Origin of the sequence: Streptomyces sp. NPDC020898 (genome assembly GCF_044333925.1) — a bacterium.
Lineage (GTDB): Bacteria > Actinomycetota > Actinomycetes > Streptomycetales > Streptomycetaceae > Streptomyces.
Genome location: NZ_JBIRRV010000001.1, coordinates 1600481 through 1626862, shown reverse-complemented (window position 1 = coordinate 1626862; position 26382 = coordinate 1600481). Strand labels below are relative to the sequence as shown.

Annotated in this window: 20 protein-coding genes; 11 read left to right on the top strand and 9 right to left on the bottom strand. The window is 67.5% G+C overall.

The genetic code is table 11. The features are described from left to right. Window positions 1–206 precede the first annotated feature (206 nt). The 3 genes from ACH4TV_RS07090 to ACH4TV_RS07080 all read left to right on the top strand — a co-directional run bounded on the left by ACH4TV_RS07090 (window position 207) and on the right by ACH4TV_RS07080 (window position 2918). Entirely contained in the window at window positions 207–1040 is an 834-nt protein-coding gene (locus ACH4TV_RS07090; RefSeq protein WP_398394991.1) for a peptidoglycan-binding protein, read from the top strand. Continuing rightward, on the top strand, window positions 1037–1903 hold the full coding sequence (locus ACH4TV_RS07085; protein ID WP_398394990.1) for a DUF2690 domain-containing protein: 867 nt from the start codon (window positions 1037–1039) through the stop codon (window positions 1901–1903). Before ACH4TV_RS07090 ends, ACH4TV_RS07085 begins: the two co-directional genes overlap by 4 nt. A gap of 268 nt (window positions 1904–2171) precedes the next feature. Beyond that, window positions 2172–2918: a hypothetical protein gene (locus tag ACH4TV_RS07080; RefSeq protein WP_398394988.1), complete on the top strand. Its 747-nt coding sequence runs from the start codon at window positions 2172–2174 to the stop codon at window positions 2916–2918. A gap of 13 nt (window positions 2919–2931) precedes the next feature. Here the strand turns inward: ACH4TV_RS07080 and ACH4TV_RS07075 are convergent, their stop codons facing one another. Continuing rightward, window positions 2932–3870 (bottom strand): endonuclease/exonuclease/phosphatase family protein, encoded by a 939-nt coding sequence (locus tag ACH4TV_RS07075; protein ID WP_398394986.1) that lies wholly within the window; start codon window positions 3868–3870, stop codon window positions 2932–2934. Between the two features lie 362 nt (window positions 3871–4232). On the opposite strand from ACH4TV_RS07075, the gene ACH4TV_RS07070 reads away from it, so the two are divergent. The 7 genes from ACH4TV_RS07070 to tgmC all read left to right on the top strand — a co-directional run bounded on the left by ACH4TV_RS07070 (window position 4233) and on the right by tgmC (window position 10700). Further along, a complete protein-coding gene (locus ACH4TV_RS07070) occupies window positions 4233–5786 on the top strand; it encodes an alpha/beta hydrolase (protein WP_398394984.1) in 1554 nt (517 codons plus the stop codon). Window positions 5787–6260: 474 nt separating this feature from the next. Further along, a complete protein-coding gene (locus tag ACH4TV_RS07065) occupies window positions 6261–6452 on the top strand; it encodes a hypothetical protein (RefSeq protein WP_318322292.1) in 192 nt (63 codons plus the stop codon). Beyond that, entirely contained in the window at window positions 6436–6960 is a 525-nt protein-coding gene (locus ACH4TV_RS07060; RefSeq protein ID WP_398394982.1) for a DUF6879 family protein, read from the top strand. Before ACH4TV_RS07065 ends, ACH4TV_RS07060 begins: the two co-directional genes overlap by 17 nt. Then, entirely contained in the window at window positions 6957–7787 is an 831-nt protein-coding gene (locus tag ACH4TV_RS07055) for a helix-turn-helix domain-containing protein (protein ID WP_398394980.1), read from the top strand. The genes ACH4TV_RS07060 and ACH4TV_RS07055 overlap by 4 nt, the downstream gene beginning before the upstream one ends. Before the next feature lie 471 nt (window positions 7788–8258). Beyond that, entirely contained in the window at window positions 8259–8525 is a 267-nt protein-coding gene (tgmA, locus tag ACH4TV_RS07050; RefSeq protein WP_398394978.1) for a putative ATP-grasp-modified RiPP, read from the top strand. Window positions 8526–8530: 5 nt separating this feature from the next. Then, window positions 8531–9502: an ATP-grasp ribosomal peptide maturase gene (gene tgmB, locus ACH4TV_RS07045; protein ID WP_398394977.1), complete on the top strand. Its 972-nt coding sequence runs from the start codon at window positions 8531–8533 to the stop codon at window positions 9500–9502. Then, on the top strand, window positions 9486–10700 hold the full coding sequence (gene tgmC / locus ACH4TV_RS07040) for an ATP-grasp peptide maturase system methyltransferase (RefSeq protein WP_398394975.1): 1215 nt from the start codon (window positions 9486–9488) through the stop codon (window positions 10698–10700). The genes tgmB and tgmC overlap by 17 nt, the downstream gene beginning before the upstream one ends. 257 nt (window positions 10701–10957) lie before the next feature. Here tgmC and ACH4TV_RS07035 read toward each other — a convergent pair whose 3' ends face one another. From ACH4TV_RS07035 to ACH4TV_RS07020, 4 genes are all read right to left on the bottom strand, one after another. Next, window positions 10958–11350, bottom strand: a complete 393-nt coding sequence (locus tag ACH4TV_RS07035; protein ID WP_398394973.1) for a hypothetical protein — start codon at window positions 11348–11350, stop codon at window positions 10958–10960. Between the two features lie 274 nt (window positions 11351–11624). Then, a complete protein-coding gene (locus ACH4TV_RS07030) occupies window positions 11625–12386 on the bottom strand; it encodes a PIG-L deacetylase family protein (RefSeq protein ID WP_398394971.1) in 762 nt (253 codons plus the stop codon). An 83-nt stretch (window positions 12387–12469) separates the two neighbouring features. Continuing rightward, complete coding sequence (locus tag ACH4TV_RS07025; RefSeq protein ID WP_398394969.1) at window positions 12470–12685, bottom strand: DUF397 domain-containing protein; 216 nt, start codon at window positions 12683–12685, stop codon at window positions 12470–12472. Beyond that, window positions 12682–13530, bottom strand: coding sequence for a helix-turn-helix domain-containing protein (locus ACH4TV_RS07020; protein WP_398394967.1), 849 nt, complete (start codon window positions 13528–13530; stop codon window positions 12682–12684). The genes ACH4TV_RS07025 and ACH4TV_RS07020 overlap by 4 nt, the downstream gene beginning before the upstream one ends. Window positions 13531–13755: 225 nt before the next feature. On the opposite strand from ACH4TV_RS07020, the gene ACH4TV_RS07015 reads away from it, so the two are divergent. Further along, complete coding sequence (locus tag ACH4TV_RS07015; protein WP_398394965.1) at window positions 13756–14397, top strand: ATP-binding protein; 642 nt, start codon at window positions 13756–13758, stop codon at window positions 14395–14397. A gap of 156 nt (window positions 14398–14553) precedes the next feature. On the opposite strand, the gene drmB is transcribed toward ACH4TV_RS07015, so the two are convergent. The 4 genes from drmB to ACH4TV_RS06995 are packed head-to-tail and all read right to left on the bottom strand — an operon-like array spanning window position 14554 to window position 26334. Continuing rightward, the gene (gene drmB, locus ACH4TV_RS07010) at window positions 14554–16422 is read right to left on the bottom strand and encodes a DrmB family protein (RefSeq protein ID WP_398394963.1); all 1869 of its coding nucleotides are present in this window, start codon (window positions 16420–16422) and stop codon (window positions 14554–14556) included. Beyond that, window positions 16419–19673, bottom strand: a complete 3255-nt coding sequence (locus ACH4TV_RS07005) for a helicase-related protein (RefSeq protein ID WP_398394961.1) — start codon at window positions 19671–19673, stop codon at window positions 16419–16421. Before ACH4TV_RS07005 ends, drmB begins: the two co-directional genes overlap by 4 nt. After that, complete coding sequence (locus ACH4TV_RS07000) at window positions 19670–21574, bottom strand: UvrD-helicase domain-containing protein (protein WP_398394959.1); 1905 nt, start codon at window positions 21572–21574, stop codon at window positions 19670–19672. The genes ACH4TV_RS07005 and ACH4TV_RS07000 overlap by 4 nt, the downstream gene beginning before the upstream one ends. Beyond that, window positions 21571–26334, bottom strand: coding sequence for a DEAD/DEAH box helicase (locus tag ACH4TV_RS06995; RefSeq protein ID WP_398394957.1), 4764 nt, complete (start codon window positions 26332–26334; stop codon window positions 21571–21573). Before ACH4TV_RS06995 ends, ACH4TV_RS07000 begins: the two co-directional genes overlap by 4 nt. Between the last annotated feature and the right edge of the window lie 48 nt (window positions 26335–26382).

The window sequence follows — 26382 nt, the reverse complement described above, 5'->3', positions numbered from 1 at the left end:
GCGTCATCCCGAGGCGTCCCATGCCCTGACCTGCGGGGATGTCGCCCGCATAGTCGGTGTGGCGGGACGACCGCGAGCGGGGACGGCGGATTCCGTATGGGCGTGGTGGCCGCTCCGTGAGTTCCGTGACGGCTGATGCAGAATGAGACCGGGACAAGGGGATACGGGGGCCGGACCAGCGGTCCCTGACAGGAGCCGGGGGAAGCATGTCGCGTTGGAAAGAGCTGCCTGCTGAACTGCACCCACACGTCCGCCAGTTGATCGTGCCGTTGCGCAAGCTGAAGGACCGCGGCGAACTGAGCACGCGTCAACTGGCCGCGAAGACCGGGTACAGCGCGAGGTCGTGGCAGCGGTATCTGAACGGCAGGTCACTGCCGCCCCGGGAGGCCGTCGAGGCGATGGCCCGCATCGGCGGTGACGATCCGACCCGGCTGCTGGTGCTGCACGAGATCGCCGCCGAACGCTGGGCGGAGGGACGCGTGGTCACCACCGATGCCCCGGAGGGCGACCCGGTGAGGGACCCGGAGAGCGACCCGGAGGTCACCGCTGTGACGCCGCACCACGCTCCCACGGAGCGGCAGCCGTACGGGCGTTACCTGCGCGCCGCGGTCACGGTGGGAGCGGTGGCCCTGGTGCTGTCCGTCTCCGCGGCGCTCGTGCTGGCGGTGCGGCTCGCCGACGCCCGCACCCAACTCGCGCAAGGCCGCGCCGATATGGTCGCGGCGACCCCGGCCGTCGTGTCGGAGTCCATGGTGCCGGTCATCTACACCTGCCGACTGGAGCAGCGTGACGGCCGCTGGTACGCGGGCCTCAGCCGCACCACGAACACCATCCTGGCGAACACTCACATCGGGCCGGAAGTGGCCGAGGCGCAGTGCCTGCTGGGCCGGGCAGGCTTCTCCGCGGGAGAGATCGACGGCGTCTTCGGCCCGAAGACACGGCTCGCGGTCAAGGGCCTCCAGACACGGGACGGGCTCGTCGTGGACGGCGTCATCGGCCTGGGCACCTGGAAGGCCCTGCGGGAGGCGGCACCGAAGTGACCGCGGAACACACCCGGTTGACCGCCGCACTGCGGGAGCTGCGGGCCCGTACGGGTCTCAGCCTGGCGGCGCTGTCGGAACGCACGTCGTACAGCAAGTCCTCCTGGGAGCGCTACCTCAACGGCAAGGCCCTGCCCCCTCGTCAGGCCGTACAGGACCTGTGCCGGCTCGCGAACGAGCCGGGCGGGCGGCTGTTGGCCCTGTGGGAGATCGCCGAGTCGGACTGGAGCGGACGCGCGGCGGTCCCCGCCCCCGCGGCCCCCGCCGCCGACGAGCCGCGGCCGCAGCCGCAGGAGCCGCCCCGGCCCGCCGAAACCGGGCGGCCGCGCGGCCGGAGGGGCAGACTCATGGTGGTGCTGGCGTCGGCGTACACCGTGATCGTCGGTGGTGTGGCACTGGTGCTCGTCCTGCCGCCGGACCGGGAGGCCCCGCAGGACGAACCGCTGTCGGCCTCCGTCCCGTACTCCCTCGCCCCCCAGTGCCACGGAACCGCCTGCGAGGGCCGGGACCCGCTGCGCCTGATCTGCGGCATCAGCCCCGACTCCCTCACCAAGTACCGCACCGCCACCGGCGCCCATGTGGAGCTGCGCTACAGCGAGAAGTGCGGCGCCAGCTGGGCCCGGACCTGGGCGACCCGGATCGGCGACCGGCTGGAGGTCACCGCGGGCGGCCCGACCCACGAGGCGCGCGTCAAGGACAGGGCCGACACGGAAACCTACGTCTTCACCGAGATGACCGAGGCCCACCCTGGCAGCACGGTCCGGGCCTGCTTCCGGCCCGCGTCGGCCGACGGCGAACGGGAGTGCGTCGAGGCCCTCGTGGGCGCGGCCGCCACCACGACCCGGCCGCCCTCACCTCGGTAGCGTCAGGCCCTCGGGCGCGTCGATGCCGAGGTGATTCCGTCGATTCCGAAGTCCTCCGCCGGCACGCGGCGGGCCGACTCCCGGATCGGAACCCACAACGCGCCTGGAGCGCACCTCGCGTCGGCCCTTGGCACCGGCGGCCCGTACCGCGCCTTGCCCGGGGCCGACCGCGGCACGCGGGCATCGGCGTCCGGCGCGCGCTGGGCTTGTCGCCGGCCGCCGTTCCTGAGAGGTCCCTGACGACCCCGAGCCCGGCTACTGTGCGCGAATGTCAAAAACGCGCACGTACGGCGGCTACCGGACGGGAGGCCTGTGGGCCACGGTCGGGCTCTCCTTCGGTGCTGTGATGGTCGGCTCGGCGCTGGCCGCGTTCGGCATGACGGAATTCGACGAGCAGTGCATGCACGGGCTGGTGACGGGGCCGGGCGAACTGCGGAACGTACGGGATCAGCCCTTTCCTCCGGCCACCGTCTGCGAGTTCGAGAACGGGGACGTCACCTCCATCGGCGGCGGGTGGGTGCTCGGTACGTTCCTCTGGCTCAGCATGATCGCCCTGGTCGTATGCCTGTTCGCGGCCCTGATCGCGGAGTGGTTCGAGCCACCGCTCGGCAGCGGTCTGGTCGTACCGAGGACCAGGGCCGCGAAGCTGCGCCGCACGGGGGCGGCCTTCTTCGTGACCGGCTCCGCCTTCCTGATGATCTACGCGCTGGCCGGCTGGAAGCTGCTCGCGGGCCCGTCGTCGGCCTGCTCGGCGGGCGCGGACTGGGGAACCCAGCCGCCGAGGACGCTGGAGTACAGCTTTCTCCCACCGCAGGCGACCTGCCAGTACACCAGCGGTCTGACGCGCCAGATGAACCCGGGCTGGTTGGCGTCCCTGGCAACGGAGTTGGCCGTCCCGGCGCTGATGGCGGGGGTGGGGTTCGCGCTCGCGTGGCGGCGGTGGAGTTCGGAGAGGCGGGAGGCGGCGGCGATGCGTCGGGACGATGCCTCGGCGATCTCCGGCGCCGCTGATTGAAGGGGTACCTCACTCACGGGATCTCGAGCTCGAAGATGACCGGACAGTGGTCGGAAGCCTTGGGCTTGTCCGGTCCCACGCCTATGAGACGTGGTCCCGTGTATTTGATCGCCCGTAGTGGCAGTCCCTGGCGGAAGATCTCGGGGACCGCGACGGTCGAGGCGGCGAGCGAGGCCGACGGCAGCAGGTAGTCCAGCTGCCGGTATTCCTTTTCCTTGGCCCAGAAGTGGGTCCAGCGCTCATCCGCGGGCAGTCGGTTCACGACGTTCTCCACCTGGTCCCAGTCGACCAGACCGCCTATGCCTGGGCTTCCGTCCGCGTTCGTCTCCATGTAGTCGTTGAGATCTCCCAGAACCACGAACGGATGGTCGCCCGGGGAGGAACCGAAGCGCTCGGTGACGATCTCCACAACTTTTGCGGTCTGCCGTTCCCGCCTCGCGCGGGTCTGACTCCGGCCCCCCATCATCGACTTGAAGTGGTTGACGTAGATCGTCACCGTCTTCTTCGCAGCCCCCGCCCCGACCTCTATGTCGACTTCGAGACAGTCCCGCGAGAACAGCGTCGCCGTAGGGCTGGCAGGGTCCAGGAGGTGCTGGTGAGAGCGAATGTGGGTGATCGGGAACTTGGAGAGTACGGCTACGTCGATCAGCCGCGGGTCGTTTCCGTCCACCCCGGCGACGTACGGATACTTCGAGCGCCCGCCGAGCGAGCGGGCACGGAAGCGCTTGAGCGTATCGACGTTCTCCACTTCCTGGAGTGCGAGTACGTCCGCGCCGATCTTGCGCAACGTGGCTCCGGTGATGGCCTTGTCGTCCTGGCCCAGTTCGACGAATTTGGTCTGATCGACTATCCAGCCCCGCGTATTGGCATCCGCGGGATTCAGGTCTTTCTCGAAGCGCCAGCGCGCGAAGAGGTTCTCCACATTGAACGTGGCCAATCGCAGCGTGGTCATATGGGACCTCCGGGAATTTCCCCCACTTCCTCATACGTACGTCCCCGTACTTCCAGCTTCCTCCAACGGTCCCGACCCGCAACCCCAGGGCCTTGCCGCACACCGGAGGAGTACGGCTCCCAGGAGCGATACGGCCCTCTTCCTGCGTGTGGTTGCCGGCCGACGGATGACCGGAACCGGGGTGCGGTGGCCTCGTGCTGTGACCGCATACGTTCACCGGGTTGGGGATCCGCGACGCCAGGAGCTGAGCTGTTGTCAGAGACGGCTTGTACTCTGCACTCATTCGACGATCGGACGATCACGGACACGGGCAAGCGGGCGCGGGGGAACGGGCGTCCAGGGGCGGGAGCACGGGGATTTCGATGAGTGACGCACATCCGATACGAAGCCGCAGACCGGGCCTCTCGGCCGGTGCGCTGATTATCGCCGGGGTCGTCCTCGCCGCGACCGGGGCCGTCGGCGCCTGGCTGCAGCGCGACGCTCCCGGCCGGACTGCGGAGCCGCGTACGGAGTTCACCGCGAGCAACCCGCCCGCCGGTCTGCCCACCGCGTTCACCACCGGCCAGCACCTCCGCTGGTCCCGCTGCACCTCGCCACCCACCGCGCGCACGGGCTACGACTGCGCCACCATGAAGACCCCCCTCGACTACCGGAAACCAGACGGCAGGACGATCGACGTCGCCCTGATCCGCCGTAAGGCCACCGGCCCGAACGCCCGGCGCATCGGCTCGCTCGTCCTCAACTTCGGCGGCCCCGGCGTATCCGGCGTGAGCGGATTGCCTGAATTCCTCAACGAGTACAAGCCGCTCCTCGACCGCTACGACCTGGTCTCCTTCGACCCGCGCGGCGTTGGCGCGACCATCCCCGTGCGCTGCGGCGAGACCGCGGACGACACCGGCTACTACGGGACCGACGCCTGCGCCAAGTACTCCGGGGCGCTCCTCCCGTACATCGGCACCTCGCACACCGCGCGCGACCTCGATCTGATGCGCTACCTCCTCGGAGACGAGCGGCTGCACTACTTCGGCGTCTCGTACGGAACGGAGCTCGGCGCGGTCTACGCCCACCTGTACCCGTCGCACGTCGGACGGCTCGTCCTCGAAGCGCCCGTCGATCCGACCGAGGACCTCAACGAGAAGCGGGTGTCGCAGGTCAAAGCGGTCCAGGCGGCGTTCGACCGGTTCGCTGCGCACTGCGCGGCCCGTATCCGCCGCTGCCCGACCGGCGATGGGCCCGAGGAGACCGCGCGACGCATGGCGCGCCTGGCCGATCGCCTGGAGAAGAAGCCAGCCCCGGCCGGCGGCGGAAGGAACCTCGACGCCGACGACCTCGCGCACGCCGTCAGCGACCATCTCCGCCTCGGCACGGACGGCTGGTCGCCGCTCGCCAAGGCCCTCACCGCGCTGATCGACCACAACGACGCCGGTCCGCTGAGCAAGGGCGCGGACGACTTCGGCTCCGCCGACCACGCGCCGACCCCGCGCGACAACAGCCACGTCGCCCTGGTCGCGATCACCTGCGCGGACTCCAGCCTGCGCCCTGGCTTCGAACGCCTCGACAGGGACGAGGCCCGCATCAAAGCCGCCTCACCCGTCTTCGGCGCGGCCCGGTCCACCGGCGTCTACCTCTGTTACGACTGGCCGTTCGACGGCGAACGCGCCACGCCCCAGGTGAACGCCGACGGCGCGGCCCCCGTCCTGGTGGTCGGCGGCACCGGCGACCCGATTACCCCATATCCCGGCGCCCGCCACATGGCCCGCGCCCTGGGCGACGGTGTCGGCGTGCTCCTGACGGCCGAGGAGGAGGGCCACGGCACATACCCGCATAACCGCTGCGTCGTGGAGGCGGTCGACACATACCTCCGCACGGGCCGCACCCCGGCCGTGGGGACGGTGTGCCGGGGCAGCATGTCCTGAGCCCGTACGGATCCGCGGGGCGGCCGTCAGCACACCGGTTCGTTCGCAGGGGCCCTGGGCGTGCACCACCACACCGCCCGGTCCGAGACCGCCTTTGGATGGGTGCCGGTGCGGTGGTCGGGGCAGAGCGGCCGGACGATGCGCAGGCGGGCTGCGAGGTCCGCTCACCGGGTGCGGAACACCGGAGTGTCGGCAGCCGGGTTGGGGTTTCACTACACCCAGTGATCCATCCCCGGGGAGACCGCTCGCACCTCTGGACGCGCGTACGGACCTGGGTACGAGGGATTCGAGGCGGCGGCCGGGGCCGCAGAGGGGGCGGTCGTGGAAGGCACCCGAGCCGCAGGCGCCGACGTAGGGCGGGTTACGCGGTTTCCCGTTCCGTCAAGCGTGATCGCTTGACCCGTGTGCCTCGACATCGGGAGCATCGAGTCAACGCGGAGAATCGGCAGCGGCATGCAGAGGGGAACCCGGATGTTGAAGGTCACCAAGCTGGTCAGCACGTGCGACCTCAAGGACTGCCCGACGATCTACGCCACGGATCGCGGCACCCTGTTGGTGCAGGGAGAGACGCCGACCGACCACGGGCTTCAGATTCCCGCTCACGAAACCCTCGTCGAGATCCCGGTGGAACTGATTCAGAAGGCCATCCGTGACAACCTCATCTAGGACTCTCGGGGACCTCTTCGACACGTTCGGCCGGGAGGCATTCCGTCTGGAAACCCTCGACGACTACAGCAAGTCCGGGAACGTGGAGGCCTATCACGCGTTCCTGGCCGGAGAGCCACAGCCGGACGACTACAACGCGGGCTGGGTCGAGGAACTCCGCTCCCACACCGAAAAGGGGAAGCGGATCTATCGGGTACACGTTCTGTCGCGCCCGTTGACGGACTACCTCAGGTTCGAACTCGGGTGGGGATACCAGAAGAACATGTCTGGGGGCGAGGAGTTCTTCATCCTCGACACGACCGAAAGGCCCAACCCCCTAGAGAACGTGCCGGACTTCTGGTCCTTCGATTCCGAGTCCGTAGCTCTGATGAACTACGACGGAGCCGGAAAGTTCGTGGGCTCGGAAGTCCTGTCGCCGGAAAGAACAGCCGAGTTCATCCGCCACCGTGACACGGCACTCGCACACGCCGAGCCGTTCACGGATTGGTGGGCCAAGTACGGGACGTGAACAGAGCACAGCTTGGATCCGCGCTGCGGGCCCTGCGAGTGGCGTCCGGTAGGGAAGCCAAAGCAGTGGCCCGCAGCGCCCTCATGTCTCCGTCCAAGTTGTCGAAGATCGAAAATGCAAGGCTCGCAGCCAGCGCGACGGACGTTGAGCGCATCCTGACCGCCCTCGGTGTCTCTGCCGAGGTCAAAGCGGAGTACACAGAGGCCGCGCGAGCGTCAGCAACGGAAGCAACCGCCTGGCGCCTCCTGAAGCGGATCGGCGTCCATAAAGGCCAGCAGGCGGCCAAGGCCCTTGAGGCTCAGATGGCGATGCTGAGGTTGTTCCAACCGGCACTGGTACCCGGTCTGCTCCAGACGCCGGAGTACATTCGGGCCGTTCTCCGTCGCCATGACCTGAGCGAAGACGCTCTCACGCGGACGATCAACGGAAGGCTTGAACGTCAAGCGGTCCTCTACGACAACTCCAAGTCGCTGCGGTTCGTCATCACGGAACCCGTCCTGCGGTGGCGAATCGTCCCACCCCAGATGATGGCCGCACAACTCGATCGCATCGTTTCCATGTCACGGCTCCCTCATGTGGACATACGCGTGGTCCCTCTACGGATTCAGCAGCACGACATCGCGAATCACGCGTTCGTCATCCGAGACGACAGCATGGTCACGATAGAAACGGTCCATGCTGAAGTAGTCGTAACGGACCCCAAGGATGTAGGAATCTACGTCGAAAAATTCGACGGATTCGTACAGGTGGCGCTGTCCGGTGATGACATGCGGAGTCTGGTCGACGGTATCCGTGACGACTTCTTGCGGGAACAGGAAACAGGCTAGAGACGCTTCTTCAGCCCGTCGAAGATGGTGCAATGGAGAGCGAAGAGAGAACTTCGGATCCTGAAGCCAAGTCCAGGACAGGGAGGCAGCTTTCCGAGCTGCCGCGCGAACCGTCACCCAGGCCCGGCTGCTCCGACCTGTCGCTGACGGTGGCCCGCGGGAACGCGCGATCCAGAGGCGACTTCAGCGCCGTATCCGACACGAACGTGAAGCTGCGTCGCCATCACACAGAGGCGCACGAGTCATGAGCGAGCGAACAGACGCGGAGCTCTCCGCCGACCGGTCCGTGATGACGATGCGGGTCTCGCGTGACTCCGGACAGTCCGGGGAGCCTCGACGGAGACAGCGGCGTGGATCGGGGAACGGCCGGCGGAGTACGCGCCCCGGTTCGCCTCGGAGACAGAGCGCGACACAACCCACCTGTCACTACTGGTCAACGCTGTTGCTGAGCGGCTGGCTGAAGGAGAAACCATGACCGTCCACCCCACTGCCGATCAGCTCCGCCCTGCCCGCCCGTGGGGTGTTGGCCGCTTGGCCCTGTATCCGACAACGTTGAAGCTGCCGTTCACCACCGTCACCATCGATCCCACCACACAGACCGGTGTGTTCCGCGACTGCTTCGGACAGGTCGTGGAGATGGGCAAGCACGGCACCAGTTCCGCCACGGCCACGTCCACCGCCACCAACCTCGACTCGCAGCCCGACCAGGGCCACGACCAGGACAGTCAGCAGGACTGACGACCATGGCAGAGGAAGAGCCCGTACTGGTGGTCACCGAGGCGGCCGATGTCACCGCCGACATGGTGATCACTCACCTCAACCGCCAGGGTGTGCCCGTGGTTCGTTTCAACGCGGCAGACATCGGCACGGACCTGACGATCTCGGCACGGTTCGGCGTCGGCTCGACCTCGATGACCGGGCAACTCCGCACCTCGTCGAGGACCGCAGACCTTGAGCGCGTACGAGCCGTGTACTGGCGGCGGCCCGTCTGGCCCGGGTTCGGGCATCTTCCGGATGCCGACGCGGGGTGGGCAGCCGCCCAGGTTCGCTACGGACTCGGCGGCACCCTCTACGCCTTACGAAACTGCCTGTGGGTCAACCACCCGCTCAGGAACGCCGCCGCCGACTACAAACCCGCGCAACTCGCACTCGCCCACCGGACGGGCCTCACGGTGCCGCCGACACTCGTGACGAACGACCCGGACGAAGCGCGCCGTTTCATCCGGGACCACCACCAGGTGATCTGCAAGACGCTGCGATGGACCCCGTACCAACGAGACAGCGTCGGCCTCACCTCATGGGCGGAGCCGGTCCAGGCCGACGAGTTGGACGACACCCTCAGAGTCACCCCGCACCTGTTCCAGGCACGCGTGGACAAGACAGCGGACCTGCGGGTGCTGATCGTCGGACGGCGCGTGTTCGCCGTCCGGATCGACTCCGACCTCCTGGACTGGCGCCGGGACTACAGTGCGCTCACCTACAGCGTGGTGGACCTGCCGGACCGCCTGGAGAAAAGCCTGTTCGCCTACCTCGATCACTTCGGACTCGCCTCAGGCTCCTTCGATCTCGCCGTCGACCACGCCGGCGAACTCCACTGGCTGGAGCTGAACCCCAACGGCCAGTGGGGATGGCTGGAGGAGAGAACAGGGCTGGAAATGGCAGCCGCGTTCGCCGATCTGCTCGTTCAAGGAGACGTCGATGTCCTTGCCCCATAACGCGCCGCAACGACGGACGCTCGCCGATCGCCTGGAGACGGCCGGGGCTCTCAAGAGCCCGGAATGGCGAGCCGCGGTCGAAGCCGTCCCACGTGAACTGTTCCTCAACCCGGGGGTGTTCCTGCCGTCCGAGGCCGGGCACTGGCGCCCGGTGACCGCACTCGGCGCGGACCCGAAGGAGTGGCTGGAGATCGCCTACGACGATCAGTCGCTCGCCACCCAACTCGACGGCCACCTGACCGCCGACCAAGCAGCCGGGCCCGTCACCGGGGTCCCCACGTCCTCCTCCACCACCCCCGTGACCGTGGTCGGCATGCTTGAGGACCTGAACGTGCACGACGGCCACCTGGTCCTGGAAATCGGCACCGGCACCGGCTACTCCACTGCCCTGATGTGCCACCGCCTCGGCGAGGACAACGTCACCACGGTCGAGGTCGACCCGCAGGTCGCCGCCCGCGCGGACGCGGCCCTCGAAGAGGCCGGCTACTCCACCTGGACGGTGACCGGCGACGGCCTTCTCGGCCACCCGGCCCGTGCTCCGTACGACCGGATCATCGCGACCTGCGCCGTACGCCGCATCCCCTACACCTGGGTCCGCCAGACCAAGCCCGGCGGAATCATCCTCGCCACGGTCGGATCGTGGCCCTACGGCACCGGCCTGGCCAAGGTCACCGTGAACGAGGACGGCTCGGCGACGGGACGCATCATCGGCCGCTCATCCTTCATGCAGGCCCGCTCACAGGCCACCACACCGCTGGCGGGGGACCTGTCGGCCCGTACGGCATACCCGGACACCGAACGCCCTACGAAGGTTCCGCCGCGCCTGCTGGACGAGTGGATGCCGGCCTTTCTTGCCCAACTCGCGGCGCCGGGAGCGCAGTTCGTCCGGGCCACGAGCAGTGGTGGCGCTCAACTGCTGTACCTCTTCGATCCCGAGCGGGAATCCTTCGCGGCGTTCACGGAGGAGGCCTCGGGGTGGACGGTTCGACAGGGAGGTCCGGTTGCGATCTGGGACGACATCGAGGAGGCGCTCAGGGACTGGCAGGACGCGGGCCGACCCGACATCAGCACGGTGCGGGTCCACATCACCGAGCGCGCTCACACTTACTGGATCGGCGGCGAGAAAGTCACCGCTGAAGGCCACTCGGCTTGGACCGGGGAGAAGCCTCTGTTGCGGTGGGAGCACTGCCTGACCTGAGGTCGGGGCGCTGGATCGACGGAATCCGGGGCGCCCCGGCCTGGCGCGTGTTGTGCACTGCCCTGACGACATCGGTCTTCACGGACTTCGGCATCGGGTCGGAGGACTCACGTGGGAGACGTGTACCGGCGCGGTTGCTGAGCAGCCCGCTGATGCATCGCACGTCCGGCTTGCGGCCGAGCATCCTGAGATGGGTGTGGCTCTTCTGAACGGAAGAGCCGAGCGGGGAGAACGCTGGTCGGGAGGGCGCGGAGAGATCAGGGCCTGTCCATTGTCCTCGACCCGAGCCACTCGACCGTCTCGTTGGGGTTGATGTGGACGAGGGTGACCCGGACCCAGGATGCCCCTCCTGGAAAATCCGTGCTCATCGTGAAGTTGAACCCTCTTGTGCTGTAGTCACAAGTGGTGCGCGTCTCGAAGGCATCACCCGGGTAAGTCTGGAACACGGTCTGGATACAGCCGCTGATATGCGACTGGACCTCGCCTGTAACGCCAACAGAGCGGTTGTTGAACTGGACGCTGCCGTAGGTGCTGCCCTGTCCGCCTGGCATGCTCCAGCTCACCGGAGCAGCCGTCGCGGTTCCCGTCGCAGTCATGAGAAGTGCTGCCGCTCCAGCTGCAACACCAGTGCTGCTGAGTATCTTGCGCATGATTCTCCCCCTTATTTTTTGATCAGAGCATATCAAGTTTGGTCATATGGGCTACGGCGGCGGAGGAAAGTTTCTGGGCTCGGAAGTCCGACCGCCCAGCAGAGCAGCCGAGTTCACCCGTTACCGCGACACGGCACTCGCACACGCGGAGCCGTTCACCGACTGGTGGTCCAAGCACGGGGCGTGAGCGCGGAGCCCAGTTCATACCTGGAACGCACCCCACATCTGTCCTCGGCGCTGGTCGTCCGTTTCCCGGTGCTGTCGGCTGCCACGCTCAGCCCATGAGCTCTGTCTGCGCTGCCACCGTGGAGACGAGGTTGTGGCGGATGTACCACTCGGTGGAGAGCAGCCCTTCCCGTTCGGAGGCGGACAGGCCGGCGATCAGCCCCGGTGCGGCTCCCCGCTCCACTTCGGTGTGGTGGGCCAGTACGGCGGCGACTTTCTGTTCCAGCCAGGGGCTGACATCGACGGTCGCGGTGACCAGCTTGTCCGGGACGCTGCGCATCGTCTTGCCCATGGAGGCCAGGTGTCCTCCCCATACCGGGATGGCCGAGTGGGGGTGCGTGGCCAGGTACAGGGCGCTCGGCTGCCAGGGCTCACCGGCGTCCGGGTAGAGCCGTTCAAGCCCGGCCGCCTGTGTTGCGAGCAGGGTCACCCGGTGCGTGTGGACGTGGTCTTCGTGGCCGGTCAGCCCGCCGTACGCATCATGGGTTACCACGATCTCCGGGCGCAACTCCCGGATGTGTGCGACCAGTTGACCTACCGCTTCGTCGAAGGGCGCGTCGAGGAACCGCCGCCTGCCCGGGGCCGATTGCGGCACACGGGCGTCTGCGTAGCCGAGCATCCGCGGCGCGCCGGCGCCGAGGATGCGGAGGGCTTCGGTGAGTTCGCTGGCGCGCTGGGTGTCTGGGGCCCAGGTTGCCGTGACAACTGCGGTGCGGGCGCCGGAGGTTGCGTGTCGGGCGAGGGTGCCGCCTGCTGACAGGGACTCGTCGTCTGGGTGGGCGAAGACGGCGAGCAGGGTTGGCGCGGGCACAGCGGGCCGCCTTCCGGTGTGGGACATACGAATCACGCGGGCGTGGTTGCTGCGCAGCGCCGTTGACGTACGAGCCTCCGTGGTCAGCTCGCCAAATTGCCTTGGAGCAGCGCGCGTACGAAGGTCTCCCAGCCCTGACTTCGAACGGCGATCACAGGCCCTCCGCCACTCTTGGAGTCGCGCACAAGGGCGCCGTCGCCAGTGCGTGCACACTCGACGCACTCGCCCCCCGCGCCGTTGCTGTACGACGACGTGAACCACGTCGGGAGGTCGTCGACCCCGGATCCCGCAATGCTCATCTTGCGTATTCCTTCAGAACGGACTTGATCAGCTGACCGGAACGTTGAGGGCTCAAGGCAGCAGCCCTGAGCCCGTCGAAGGCCCGGGTGTACTCACGGACATGATGCTCGCCCTCAAGGTAGACGGCATCGGTGATGCCGTCCCGGTACACGATGTCCGGGTCCGCCTGATCAGGGAAGCCGAGCATCGTGAACGAGCCGGTTACAGGGTAGGTGCCTGAGTCGAAGGCGAGCACCTGCAAGGTCACGCTCGGCAACTCCATGACGTCCAGGATGCGTTCGAGCTGCTCGCGCATCAACGCTCGATCGCCGATGACATTGCGCAGAGCGCCCTCGTTCACGATGAACCACGCGTCCGGGGCGCCGGGCTGCGTCAGCATGGCTTGGCGCTCCATGCGTACACGCACCGCACGATCGATGTCCTCGGCGGACATGTGTGCGCCGGTCTTGTGGAGTTCGGCCGTGTAGGGAGTGATCTGCATCAAGCCCGGCAGCAGTTCGCACTGGTACTGGCGGAGCGTCGAGGCGTCCTGTTCCAGACCGATGTAGATGTTGAACCACTCCGGGACGCCGGCGCCGTGCACTTGCCACCAACCGCGCGTCTTGGCCTGTCGGGCCAGCGCCTTGAGGAATTCGCGCAGCTCGTCGCTGGTGCCGTAGAACCGGCACAGGGCATCGATGTCGGACGGCTGGACCCTGCCGCTGCCCGTCTCCATCCGGTTGACCTTGGAGCCGCTCCAGTCCAGCGCCTCGCCGACCTGGGCGCAGGTGAACGCGCTCCTCTCGCGGAGCTTCTTCAGCTCGATCGAGAGACGACGACGGCGTGCCGTCGGTGAACCGGCCACTTCAACCCTCTTTCGGATAGCGGGCGTTCAGTCTTGCGCCAAGAGGGCCGCCTGCCAATCACTCGGAAGTGGGAATCCCGCCGTGCACATTGCATGAAGGGATGCGCTCAGGCCTTCCTTCCAGTGGCGCGACTCACTGTGAGTGCGTGTAGCGCTCCGCTGATCAAGCTGGGTCGGGGGAGACGGCATGCGACGAGAGAGGTCTTCGTGATCCAGGAAGCGTGTATGTCACGAAAGCCGTGGGACCTTCACTTTCTGGCGGAGCCCGAGGAAGTGGCAGGTCTACGGCGGGTAGTACGGGTCCACTTGGGGCTCTGGGGCCTGGACGAGGTCGTCGACGCGGCCCAACTCTGCGTCAGCGAGCTAGTCTCCAACGTGATCACCCATGTTGGTCCCGGTACGCCCACCACCCTTGCTGTCTCGATGAAGGGCACGCGTCTTCGGATCGAGGTCCATGACCCCGACACCCGCGCTCTGCCCACGCTCCTCAGCGAGGACGCCAACTCCGAAACAGGGCGGGGCATGGAGCTGATCACGTCCATGGCTGACCGCTGGGGTGTTCAACTCCTGGCTGACCAGAAGGTGACGTGGTGCGAGCTGGCCACAGCCCTGGCCACGCCAAACGGCCATGTCGCAGCACCCGGTGTGTCGCGGGCTGAAGCCCTGTTGGGTCTCTACACAGGGGTGAAGCAGGCGGGCGACTCCAAGCCGAGTCGGCTGAGCACGGCCTTGGCTGAGGCAGCGGTGATCGATGTAATCACGGACTTCCTTCACTGGCTTCGGGCGCACGGCTGCGACGAGGAAGAGATCCTGGACAGGGCTCAGCAGCGCTTTGACAGCCAGTCAGCTATGAGCGTGGTGAGCTGAGTGAGGGCGTCGTTGCACCGGACAGAAGCTGTCCTCAGCTCTGAAGCGCGGAGGCTGGCATCGAAGCTGTCAGCTGTCGATATAGTCCCCGAACCTGCTGAGACACGGGTGGTGTAAGGCGCCGATCTGTCCTGGCGTCCCGCGGCCTGCCGGGTATCACTCCTCCAGTACGTTCGCGAAGAAGCCCACGTGCGGCTCTTCAGGAGTGCCGACGAGCAACGCGCGGTCCAACAGGATGTTGTTGTGCTCGCAGCTCGTCTCCGGGAGCATCACGCAGGCGTGACAGGCCGCGAGGTTGGTACCGCCGGTGCCCGACGCCTCGGACTCGACGCAGAGCGGGTCTGAGGAGCACCACTCTGCGCGGTGGACGGCCGAACGGATCGCCCGGTCGAGGAGGTCTGGTTCACCCTGGGCTACGAGCCCGCCGAGGCTGCCCGCCGAGTCGCTCGTCGCGGTGTAGATGAGCACCCCTGCCATGTCGTCGGTGGCGTACAGACGCTCGCGCAGGGAGGCGGCCGGGTAGCCCGCGTTCAGGCTCCACTCGTTGATGAGGACGTGGGCGAGGGTGTGCAGCAGCACCATGCGAGGGGTGGCCGGAGAGGGGACGACTCGGTTCGGGTCGCCGGCTCGCTGTTCCAGCACCCGTTGGTGAGCGCTGCGCATTCGCTCGATCCGGGCGGCCACTGCCGTGGCTTTCTCCCAGGTACCGAGGCAGTCCTCGTCCAAGCGGAGGAAGACACCTTCGCCGCGTACCTCCATGGCCGGAAGCCAGGGCAAAGGAGAGTTGGAGAGCGGCATTTCTTTCGACTCGGTCGTCGAATCGGGGTCGGCAAGCCGGGTGAACGCTTTCAGTGCGCGTACCTCGCGGAGCTTCTTGACCAGCATCGGGCCAGTGACACCGAGCGGACCGAGGACGCTCGGGTCCCCCAACGGGGTCTCGCAGACGAACTGCTCCTTGTGGGAGTGTTCGCTCTCGTCGTTGCCCGAGCGGAGACGCTCGTACTCCTTGTTGCGCAGGGCGTGGTAACGGTGGTCGAAGGTGGGACCCCCTTCGCCGTCGGGGTCCTCCTCGCGCTCCGCAGCGAGCAGCGCCATCACCTCGTCAAGGGGAACAGGACACCTCCCAGCGAAAGCGCCATCGAGATAGTCCTCTACGCGTTTGCGGTCGTCCTCACGCTTGCGAAGCGCGTCCCAGTGTTCGGCGAGCGGATCCGCGCGGCCGTCGCTCCACGGCGGGATGGAGAGCGCCGACTTCAGCACCGGCTGCCACACCGCCGAAGAACCGCGCTGGAGCGTGCGCACGGGGAGCCCGCACTCCTGAGCGGGGACGGACGTGCCGAGCCACGGGCGGGGGCCGCGGCACGTCAGGCCCAGATCCTTGAGCGCGTTCCTGCGGAAGGAGCCCTCCATCGAGACTTCGGGAGCCTGTCCACAGGTGCAGGAGACGAGGATCGAACGGAGCGAGGACGTACGCCCGGACGTGCGCAGTTTGAGTTTCCCTCCGCATTGCCCGGTCGTAGAGGCACCGCGGTCGGTAGAACGGTGCACCCACTGCCAGTACGGGAATTCGCCGAGGTGCCCGGCCTCGCAGGCGATGACGAAGCGGGAGGGGACGAGATCGACTTCGCACGTGCTGCAGACGCTGCGACCGGCCGGCGGGTTGAAGTCGCGGTGTCGCTGCAGTTCGGTGCACTCGGGGCAGGAGTGCATCAGGGGGAAACGTCGGACCCTGAGGCCGTCCCGGCTGTTGTCGTCGGACGCGGGCGGCAGCCGGAAGTAGTTGACGTCCAGCAGACGGGCCAGGCGCCGTTCGTGGATCCGAGGGGACTCGTGGACGCTCCAACTCTGCTCTGCCTCGTCCAGGCCGGAGACGACGAAGGACTCTTGGTCGACGGCGATGAGGGAGCCGATGCCGTACGTGGTGATCGCCTGCGCGCGGCGGACGGTACCGCGCCGCGGGAGGTTGTGAGCGGGCGTGGAACCCTTCGCGCCGGTCCGGCGACGACGGGCGGGGGGCGGGGTCATCGGGTTCCCTCCATGAACAGGGCGGACTCGGCGTCGACGTCGCGCAGGCTCCACAGCGTGGCCCACGCCTCGGCGTCCTCGGACTGGTCGTCGTACGCCTTCAGGAGTGAAGGGGCGCGACTGCCCCGTTCTGGTGCGAAGAGCAGGCCGGTGTCGTTACTGGCCTCCTTGCACCACCACTCGACGAACTCGTCGAAGGCATGGGACGCGGCGTCGAACTCCTCCGGTGTGACTGCTTCGACGCGCTCCAGGAGCACGGACTTGATACGGCCCCGGAGAATGTGCTCGTAGGAGTCGACCTTGTCGGCGCCCTTGTTGGAGTAGGCGGCCGGGATCAGGATGCGGGCGAGAGCGACGATCACCGCGTGCAGACCTCGTTCACGGGCCCGGGCGGAGAACGGGGTCACGGAGGTGGATTCGACTTCACGGTAGAGGGCCGAGTGGAAGTGCTGGAAGCTCTCATAGTGGGAGCGGTCTCGAGACCGGGTCGAGTTGAGCATCACCGCGACCAAGCCGGGGTGCGCACGGCCGACACGGCTCGTCGCCTGGATGTACTCGGCGGTCGTCTGCGGCTGGCCCATCACGGCCATGAGACCGAGGCGGTCCACGTCCACCCCCACCGCGATCATGTTGGTGGCCAGGAGGACATCCACCGTGTCCTCGTCGGGGAGCCTCTTCTCGATGCCCTTGAGCCGGGTAGGGATCTCGCTGGCGTCGACACGACTCGTCAACTCCGAGTAGTTGGCGACCGAGCGGGCGGTCACCCCCTCGCGCTCGGCGAGCAGCTCCAGATAGGCCACCACGTCGTCGTGGACCTGGAGTTCGGCCGCGGAGAGCAGCCGGAGGCTGTTGAAGTAGCCGACGAGACTCCAGTACGCGTCGCGCACCTCGTCGGTGGTCTCCGCGTGCTTGGCCCGGTGCAGCAGGGTGGCGTATGTGCGGATCAGCAGGGTGGACTGGCTGGTGCCGGGTGCCAACAGGCCGACGTAGCGTCGGCTCGCCTTCTCCTCGCGCGGGGTTTCCACGGCGAACCACGAGTCGCGGGCGTCCAGGCCTGCGGGCGGAAACTGGCGAACGCCGCGTGCGAAGAGATGATGGCTCTGGTCGGCGGCGCGACGGATGGTCGCTGTGGAGGCGATCACCTTGGGGTGCCCAGCCAATGCGTCCACGGCGGTCTCGTAGAGGCCCGTCAGGGTGCCCAACGGGCCTGAGATCAAGTGGAGTTCGTCCTGAATGATCAGTTCCGGGGGAGGAGTGTTGCCCTCCCGGTCGTCGCGGTTGAAGAGCGCCGAGGTCTCCGGACGCCACGGCATCGACGCGAACTTGTCGACGGTGGCGATCACCAGGGTGGGCCGGGCGTCGTACACCGCCTCGTCGATCAGGTGGACGGGCAGGCCGTGCGCGAACTCGCAGTCCGTGCTGGGACAGCGGACGTGCATCCGCTGGGCATCGACGTCGGCTTCGTAGTCTCGTGCGTCTAGGCGGGTTCCGCACCAGGGACAGGCCTGCAACTGGACGGGGTTCTCGGTGGCGAGGCGCTTGTCGAGGCTCTTGCGTAGCTCGTCCAACTTCTGGCTCGCTACGGCCAGTGTGTTGGGGGTGGCCGAGCGCCCCACCCACATGCCGATGGAGAACTCCTCATGTCCCAACTCGGGTGTGAGGCGCCGCAAGTGCTCCATGGCGCAGAGCAGAATCGCCGCGCGCTCGAACTGTTGGAGAGTGAGCAGCCGCAGCGTGTAGCGCATGAGGACGGTCACTCCACCGCCGTCCCTACCCTTGCGGATACGACGCAGGAACGATGTGAGGGCGATGAGTCCGAGATAGGCCTCTGTCTTGCCACCACCTGTGGGGAACCACAGCAGATCGGAGATCTCCCGGTCGCGGTGGTCGGGATCGTCGATGCCGGCCAGGCAGAGGAGCACGAACGCGATCTGGAAGGGGCGCCAGCGGCCGGCGGCCGGGTCGGGGACGCCGACGCGTCCGCCCTTGACCCAGGCACTGCGGGCGCGCTGGTCAGCCATGGCGTGGTTGGCGAGCCGAAACGCCCTCATCAGGTCGGGCTTCGTGCGTAGCAGCTCGATGCCCTCGCGAATCCGGTCCAGCGCCTCGCGGCAGGCCTCCACCTGGTTCCGCGCGGGCTCCTCGTGGGTGTCGCCCGTCAAGGCTTCTGCCTCGGCCGCCTTGCGGTCGATCCAGCGCTCGTAGCCCGTGACGAGATCTTCCAGAGCAGCCAGGACCCCGGTATCGGACTTCTCCGCCAGCCCCAGCATGGACAGCGCCGGGCTGTCGATCTCCGGATTGGAGTCGGTGAGCAGTACTTCCACGGAAGGCACGAACTCGCTCCGCACCTCGGCGACCGCGGCCCGTACGGTGTCGGTCATGCCGACCGGCGGGGGAGTCCAGTTCCATTCGGCGGCGCAGCCGTGGCCGACGGCGAAGGTCGGGGCGTGGCGGTGCAGCAGCCTACTGGTGGCGACCTCTGGGTCATGGGAGGAGGCAGGGGCGGCGCGCTCGACGAAGGCGGTGGAGCCGCCGACCGCGCGGATGGTGAGACCGCACTGGAACAGAGAGAAAGCGTCCTGGAGTTCGCGCTCGCCGACCTCGTGGGTGTTGACGAGTGTGACCGTGATCGTGACGGTACCGGTGGTCGGGTGGGGGCGGCGAATGTTGACGCGCAGGGCGGCCCCCGCTCCGAGGTCGACCCGCTTGTCGGGAGCGGGCGTGGTCACGTCGACACGGGTGTCCGGAAGCGCGAGTTCCTTGCGTCGCCAGCGCTCCCGCTGGTCGGAGGTGGTGCGAGCCTCGGCACGACGGGCCGGGATCGGCTTGCCTTCCGGATCGGTTGGCTCGTAGACGGCCGCACGCGCCGAGACCACGATCGAGTCGCTTATGGCCGGGTCGACCGCGAAGGTGAGGCCCATCGACGAGGGACGGCGAGAGCCCGCAGCGCCGACTTCCTGCGCGGTACCGGACTCCTCGACAGTGTCACCCACGCGCAGCGGTGCGACATCCACGCCTTCGTACTCGGCATCGTCCTCACGGATCCGCTGCTCCGCGGTCGGGTTGGCCGCCCGGGGGTAGAGGACGCCGGTCAGGTAGCGGTCGATCGGCGCGTCCTGGGTGAGGACTTCGTCCCGATCCTTCGGCGCGGCCCCTGGAGGGGGACCGAGAACCTCGCGGCGGAGTCCTACCAACAGCTCCTCGTCCCGGACCCGATAGTGCTCCGAGTGCCGACCTGCAACCTGCGTCATGCGCGCTGCTCCTCGTCGTTGTCGGCCCGCCGATACCTTCCGATGCCGGTGATCCGGGGGGCGATCCACACCCCACGGTCTCCGAGCCCTGCGTTGGCGCCGGCGGCGGCGCTGCCTGTCACCGTCTCCAGGGTGTCGACCCATGTCCCGTGGATCTCGTCGGGCCACCAGGGGTCCCACGTCCTGTTCACTTTCTGCACCTGGAACAGCTCCTCCCGGAACCGCTCCGACGCCTCACCGATCTCCCGGCCTTCGTGCACCAGAGCGTACGGCGGGCTCTGGTGCTCACCCATCGGTAGATCGTGGCGCTTGCGCAGCACGACGTCCTGCCCGGGTTCGACCTGCGCCAAAAGGTACGCCTGGGTCGCCACGGCGTCGGTCTCGTGGCCGGGCGGGTTGTCCCGGCAGATATCCCCCGCTTCGGCCACGACGCCGTATCGGTCGTACGACCGCCATCCGCCGACGTAGCGGCGGCCGTTCTTTCGGCCGCCCGCTCTCTTGAGTATCGGCAACTCGGGGTACTGCGCGTGGTACAGGTCCTCGCGGGCGCGAGTCATCGCCACGTACAAGGCTCGGGCCTCGGCAGGGAAGTCCAACTCGTCCTTGTACTGGTTGCGCAGTTCGGCGACAGTCGGTGGGGTCAGAACGATCACCCGGTCGAACTCAAGGCCCTTGGCCCGGTGCACGGTGGAGACGACGATGCGTGCGGTTTCCGGGTCGGCGGCCTCGTCTGGGAACCTGCCGTCGGCGACCGAGCGACGCAGCCGCTCCAGATCGAGCACACCGCGGCCGGCCGTGCGCGCCGCACGCCGCAGCACGGTCCACAAGCCGGTCACGTTCGGTTCGTACGGCAGAGGGATCTCCGCCAGCAGCGAGCGGAACCGGTCCTCGGTAAGGCCGGTCGCCTCTGTGCGGCGCAACAGCTCGGCTACCCAGTACGGCACCGGCCGCTCTTCGAGAGGGCGCCGCAGCCGATGCTCGACGCCCTGCTCGTGAAGCAGGCCGGATACCACCAGGGCCTGCCGGTTGTCGCGGGCGAGGATCGCACAGGTGTCGGGAAAGGTCCGCAACCCGTCCAAAGTGAATGGATCGGTGAGGTCACCCAAGCTGTTCGCCGGGTCCAGGAGCAGTTCGCGTAGTTCGTCGTAGCGAGTCGCCGCCTCGTCCGAGTCGGTGACCTGCTGGAGCCGGGGGCCGTGCGCCAACGCGATCTGGGCCTCAGGGGTGACCGCCCGGAAGTTCCGCGTGAGGTGCAGCTCCACGAGGTCGTCGGGGTACGAGAAGCGCAGCCAGTCGAAGAACCGCCCGGCTTCGTCGGCGCGTTCGGTCAAGTCCTCGATCTGGAACCCGTAGACGGACTGGGCGGCGTCGCCGACGACGGTGAAGCCACAACTGTCCTGGTACCGGTCTAGCAGCGTCTCCACCAGTTCTCGGCGCCCGCCTACGAGATCCTGTACCTCGTCGATCACGACATGAGCGGGCGGGACGGCATCACCGGCCTCCAGTGCTCCCTCCTCGATCGCCCGGGTCGCGGCGTCGATCCGCTCGTCGAAGCCGACCGCACCCCATTGGCCATCCGGGTGTGCCTGGAGGAGCACCCCGTACGCCCAGGCGTCGAAGGTCTGGGCACGCACCCGGTGGGCTCGCTCCCCATGCCGGGCGATGCGCTCGCGCAACTCGCGGGCGGCGGCCCGGGAGAAGGTGAGTACCAGGATCTCGGCGGCCTCCAGCGCCTCGTCGGGGTCGTCGTGACCGATCAGGGCGTCGAGTCGGCGCACCAACGTGTGCGTCTTTCCCGCCCCGGCGCCCGCGGTGACCAGGACACGCGCGTCCCAGGGCTGCTCGACCACTGCCCGCTGCTCATCGGTGAGCGGCGGGCTGTCGAGGTAGGCGTCGGTCACTTTCTGCTCCAGAGATGTTCGAACTGGGTGAAGGCGAGTCGGGTGTCGAAGTTCGCGATGTTGTCGCTGACGTTGAGGATCAGGCAGGTGGGCTCGCCGCCGTTGAGCGGACCGCGCAGACCACGACCGATCATCTGCTGGTAGACGTTGGTGCTGTAGACGGGCCGTGCCACGACCACGGCACGGGTGGCCGGAGCGTCGAATCCCTGGGCGAGCACGCCGTAGTTGGTGAGCACCCGGATACGTCCGTCGCGGAACTTCTCGATGCGCGTACGACGGTCCTGCGCGCTGGTCGTCGCGTCCACGGCGGCTGACCGGATCCCCCGGTCGTTGAGCATGGCCGCCAGGTATTTGGCATGGTCGACGGAGGTGGCGAAGAGCAGCGTCGGCCAGTCGTCGGGCAGCTCGGCCACCGAGTCGACGATGCGCCTGCTGCGCGCGTGGTCGTCGGCGAGCCGCTGTTCGGCGGCACGGGAAAGCATCGACATCCGCTCGGCCTGAACTTTCTCGTCACGGGTCAGTTCGATCCGCCCCCCTTCCAGGGTGCGGTGCTCCACCTGCGCGAGCATCCCCCATTCCTGGAGATCCCGGTACGGATCACCGGACGGGAAGACACCCTCGTCGAGCCGCCGGTTCCCGAAGCGCCCCACCAGACGGCGGGTCTCCTCCTCGTTGGTGTTGCGGAAGGGCGTGGCAGTCAGACCTAGCAGGTGCCGACCGGTCTCGTACTGGGTGAGTCCCAACCGGCTCAGGATCTCGGTGTACCGCTTGGAGATGGCGGTATGGGCCTCGTCCACGATCACCAGCGCGGCCTGACGCAGCCACACGTACTGCTCTGTGTCCAGGCAGCGCTCCAACTTGGCGTCGGTGGCGACCACCAGGTGGGGGTGGTCGACGACGTTCCCGACCTCGTTGCCGCTCCAGAGCCGACTGATGGTCAGTGGACGCTCCGCACCGACCTTGCTCCAGACGAACTTCCAGCTCTGCACGGCCTGTTCGCACAGTTCCTCGGTCTGCGCGATCCACAGCAGCGGCCCGTTCAGGTCGCCGACGCGCTTGACCCAGCGGATCACAGCTTCGGCGGTGACCCGGGTCTTGCCCGCGCCGGTCGGCAGCGACAACATGCCGCGCTGGGGAGCGAGGCGGTCGAGCATCGTGGTGATGTTGCGGACCAGATCCTCCTGGTATCCGTGGAGGCTCGGGAAGTCCCGAGGGCCCTCGACGGTCTCGAACGGCGGCGGGGTCGGGGTCCGCGAGCCTGCGAAGGACACCGGGAGTTTCAGGTCCGACACGAAGGCGACGGCTGACGATGACCCGCTGTAGGACACCGGAGCCTCAGGGAATCGCGCCTGGATGTCACGAGCGTGCTGATGGAGAACACCGTCGCCATGGGCGTTGAAAGCCATCTGTGCGATCCGCCGCCCCGATGGCTGGACGTCGTCGGCCGCCAGCAGTTCTGCCTCCATCAACCCTTCGGGGAGGCCGATCCGGAGCGCTTCCGCCCCGACCAACAGCTCGATCTTGGTGACCACGTCCTCCGTCTCGCGTACGGCCTTCCGGGCCGCCTGCATCGCACTGTCCCGGGCCATCCGGTCCTGGTGTTCGAGCACGGCCCGGCAGCCGGACGCGCCTAGACCCAACCCGAGTTCGCGGTCGATCAGACGGAGCATCGGTTCGGGATCGAGAGGCACGCGAACCTTGACGGTGCCGTCCTGGCGGACGGCGTCAAGCTGAGAGGCCCGTGTGCCGCTGGGCGTGCGGGTGACCTCCTCCAGCTCGGTGCACATCTGCACCAGGCTGTTCCGGTTGGAGCTGTTGAGGTGTCGGCGCAGGCCGGGATACAGCTCCACCAGCGGCATCGGATCGCCTTCGACCACCTCACGGGTCTCCCGGCTGATCACGTCTGCGAAGCGGAGCATGCCCCACTTCTCGACCATCAGCTCGGCGTCCCCGACGGTCGACACGAGCAGCGCCGGGAGCTGCTCGGCGCGGAGCACCCGATACTCGGCGGTCCCGACGGCGAGCGTGATCTCGTCGTCGGGACGGGTTCCCCAGGTGTCGCCGATCCGGCAGCGGGTGAGGGAGTCCTCGGGGAAGTCCGCGCCGAACCGGGTCAGCATCACGTAGGTCGCGCCGACGAAGGAGTCGTCCTCGCTGCGGGACACCTCGTCGAGGAGCGCCTCCCAGCGGTCTGCGGGAACTTCGTCGACCGTGGTCGGAAGCCGCAGCTTGCGGGCCTTCTCGGCCGACAGGTCGGCGACCGGCAGTACGTCGCGATAGGCAGCGAGCTGGGGTCCGACGGCTTCCTTCAGCGGTTTGATTCCCTGAGAGGTGGCGACCGTGCCGTACTTACGCAACATCCAGCGGATCGGTGAGATCACAGCCTGTCGGGTACTGCTCTGCGCGCCGATCTGACGCGTCCAGTTGTCGACCACGGCATCGTCGGGAAGTGCTTTGAGGAAGGCGGCACGGGACTCGTCGGAGAGTGCGCGGAACAGGTGGAGCGGGCCCCCGATGGCGGCTCCCTCGACCTTCATCCGGCTCAGCGAAGGGCGAGGCGCGTGGCTGTCCAGGCCGCGCAAGTAGGCGGAGTGGACAGCTTCCCGGTACTCCTCGAACCAGGCCTCGTCCTCCGTCGGCCGTACTCCCGAGGTGGGCCGTTCCCGCAGTCCTACCTGGGCGAAGAAGGAGACATCGTCGGAGTGGAACGCCATGTCGACGGCAACGGTCGGGTCACGTCGCGCGTCGACCACCGTGCCCGGAAGCATGCAGTTCTCCATTGGGCGGAACCTTCCGTCGGCGGTCCGCACGCGCAGCGTCGAGCCGGGCGTGGCGATCCGCTCCAGGACCTTGAGCGCCAACTGCCGGATTCCGGCCCGACGGAACAGCTCCCAGAATCGCTGCCACTCAGCTTCCCCGTAGCCGTCGAAGCCCTGGTCGAGGACGCTGACGAAGCGCCCTTCGACGTCGGCCTCGCGGATTCCGAGAACGTCGAGGGCATGGGCCAACGACGGGTCCTGAGCGAGTGCGTCGACCACATACACCGTGGACTCGCGCAGCCCACCTTCTTCCGCACGGCGAAACACCTGACCGCGTACCGGCGGAACCAGCCCGTGTTCCTCGGTGAGCACGATGTGCGCCCTGCGGGCCTCCTCCGCGTACGGTGAACCAACCTCGATCATGTTGGCGAGGATCCGGATCGCCACGGCCGAGGCCTCGGCGCTGCCGCTCTCGACCAAAGCTTCCAGCCATGCACGAACATCCGCTCGCTCGTGCCTGGCAGCGTCGAGGATGTGCTCGACCTTTCCGGAACGCAGGGAGTCGGTTTCGACGCTCGGGTGCAGCCAGTTCGAGGGGCGACCGGGGCACTCGTGCCACATCCGCAGCCAACCGGCCAACCTCTTCAGGTCCTTCTTGTCGAACCGGGGGTGGACGCGCAGTTCGGCAGGGGCGCGCAGCACACCGTCCTGGTCGGGCAGCGACGGACGAGTCGCGGCGCGAGCCCAGATCTCCCGGGTCAAGAACTCGTCCGCCCAGCTGATCGCCTCCTTGACTCGTCCGGGAAGCAGGGGGAGATAGGCGGCAGGGTCCGCGGCGGGAGCAAGCGCGGGAAGTGAGTCGACGACCAACGCCGCCGACACCTTGATCATCTCCTGGTTGAAGGGTGAGGAGTCGAGCAGGTTCTGCCGGTCCTCGTTGGTCTTCCACGCTCCGTTGAGGATGCCGCTCAACGACATTTCGTATTTGGTCGGAAAAAAGGACCAGAACCTGCCACGGCCACGAATCTGCGAGTTGACGTACAGCCCGGTCTCCGGGTCCTTCCGCAGAGCGGGGACACCCCAGGAGAGGTCGAGCGAGAGGCGGTCGTGGAGTTCGCCCGCGTCCGCCTGGGCCGCCGGACCGGGTGTGTGGGTGCTGGTGAACACCCGCCAGCGGATGGTGTTGGCCTTCCCGGTCCTTTCCTCCGTCACGGTGTGCAGGTCGCCGGTCTGCCTCGTGGTCAGGATCCGGCGAGCCGGAGGGAGGTGACGACGATCTTCGAGGACGACCTTCGCGACGTGCGGTGAGAAGAGCTGGAAGCCCACGGGGAACTCGTCGCGGGACTCGCCGTGCTCCTTGGCCCGCCCGCCGTGCATGTCCAGGCCGAGCCGGCGGTCCGCCTTCTTCAGCAGGGGCAGGCGTACGACAGTGGTTGCCCAGGTCAGCAGCTCGTGCAGGACGGGGTCGGCGGCGCGCTCGGCCTGCACGTCCAGAGGACGGGCCATCCGCAGCACGGGGGCGTCGAATTCCGGACCGTATCGAGCGGTCACGCCGGGCACGTTCTTGATTTGCTCGTACGACCAGGCGCGGTCGAATCCGAAACTTCCGGTGCTGCTGAAGAATTCTGGCGCGTCGGTCACCACGAGGACAGATTTCACGCCCACGCCGAACCTTCCGATCTGCCCCCCACGCTTTTTCGACATACTCATTCGAAGAATGGTCTCCGCACCCTCAGGAGTGACAGGACTTCCCTCGTTCGCGCAGTACAGATGGGTTTCTGAGAGGACGACGTGGACCCTTCCGCCGGGTTCGGCGGCGATTTCGTCGGCCGCGTTCTGGACGAGTTCGAAGAGTTGGCGATCACCGTATCCGCCCTGGGTGATGCGACGCTCTCCATTGGCGTGCTCGGCGACGAGGCCGGGGTCTACGGCATAGGTTTTAAGGACACGGGAAGATTGCTCAATGACTGTTTCAATTACCGGAGAGAACGAAGACGACATTGGTCCTGCACTCCTAGGGTTTAAAGGATTCGGGCGAAGGTGTGCGTG

Excerpts from the sequence above, each read along its gene's own strand:
- ACH4TV_RS07090 (WP_398394991.1), top strand. The coding sequence starts at position 207 with ATGTCGCGTTGGAAAGAGCTGCCTGCTGAACTGCACCCACACGTCCGC.
- ACH4TV_RS07080 (WP_398394988.1), top strand. The coding sequence starts at position 2,172 with ATGTCAAAAACGCGCACGTACGGCGGCTACCGGACGGGAGGCCTGTGG.
- ACH4TV_RS07075 (WP_398394986.1), bottom strand. The coding sequence starts at position 3,870 with ATGACCACGCTGCGATTGGCCACGTTCAATGTGGAGAACCTCTTCGCG.
- ACH4TV_RS07070 (WP_398394984.1), top strand. The coding sequence starts at position 4,233 with ATGAGTGACGCACATCCGATACGAAGCCGCAGACCGGGCCTCTCGGCC.
- tgmA (WP_398394978.1), top strand. The coding sequence starts at position 8,259 with ATGACCGTCCACCCCACTGCCGATCAGCTCCGCCCTGCCCGCCCGTGG.
- tgmB (WP_398394977.1), top strand. The coding sequence starts at position 8,531 with ATGGCAGAGGAAGAGCCCGTACTGGTGGTCACCGAGGCGGCCGATGTC.
- tgmC (WP_398394975.1), top strand. The coding sequence starts at position 9,486 with ATGTCCTTGCCCCATAACGCGCCGCAACGACGGACGCTCGCCGATCGC.
- ACH4TV_RS07035 (WP_398394973.1), bottom strand. The coding sequence starts at position 11,350 with ATGCGCAAGATACTCAGCAGCACTGGTGTTGCAGCTGGAGCGGCAGCA.
- ACH4TV_RS07025 (WP_398394969.1), bottom strand. The coding sequence starts at position 12,685 with ATGAGCATTGCGGGATCCGGGGTCGACGACCTCCCGACGTGGTTCACG.
- ACH4TV_RS07015 (WP_398394965.1), top strand. The coding sequence starts at position 13,756 with ATGTCACGAAAGCCGTGGGACCTTCACTTTCTGGCGGAGCCCGAGGAA.
- drmB (WP_398394963.1), bottom strand. The coding sequence starts at position 16,422 with ATGACCCCGCCCCCCGCCCGTCGTCGCCGGACCGGCGCGAAGGGTTCC.
- ACH4TV_RS07005 (WP_398394961.1), bottom strand. The coding sequence starts at position 19,673 with ATGACGCAGGTTGCAGGTCGGCACTCGGAGCACTATCGGGTCCGGGAC.
- ACH4TV_RS06995 (WP_398394957.1), bottom strand. The coding sequence starts at position 26,334 with ATGTCGTCTTCGTTCTCTCCGGTAATTGAAACAGTCATTGAGCAATCT.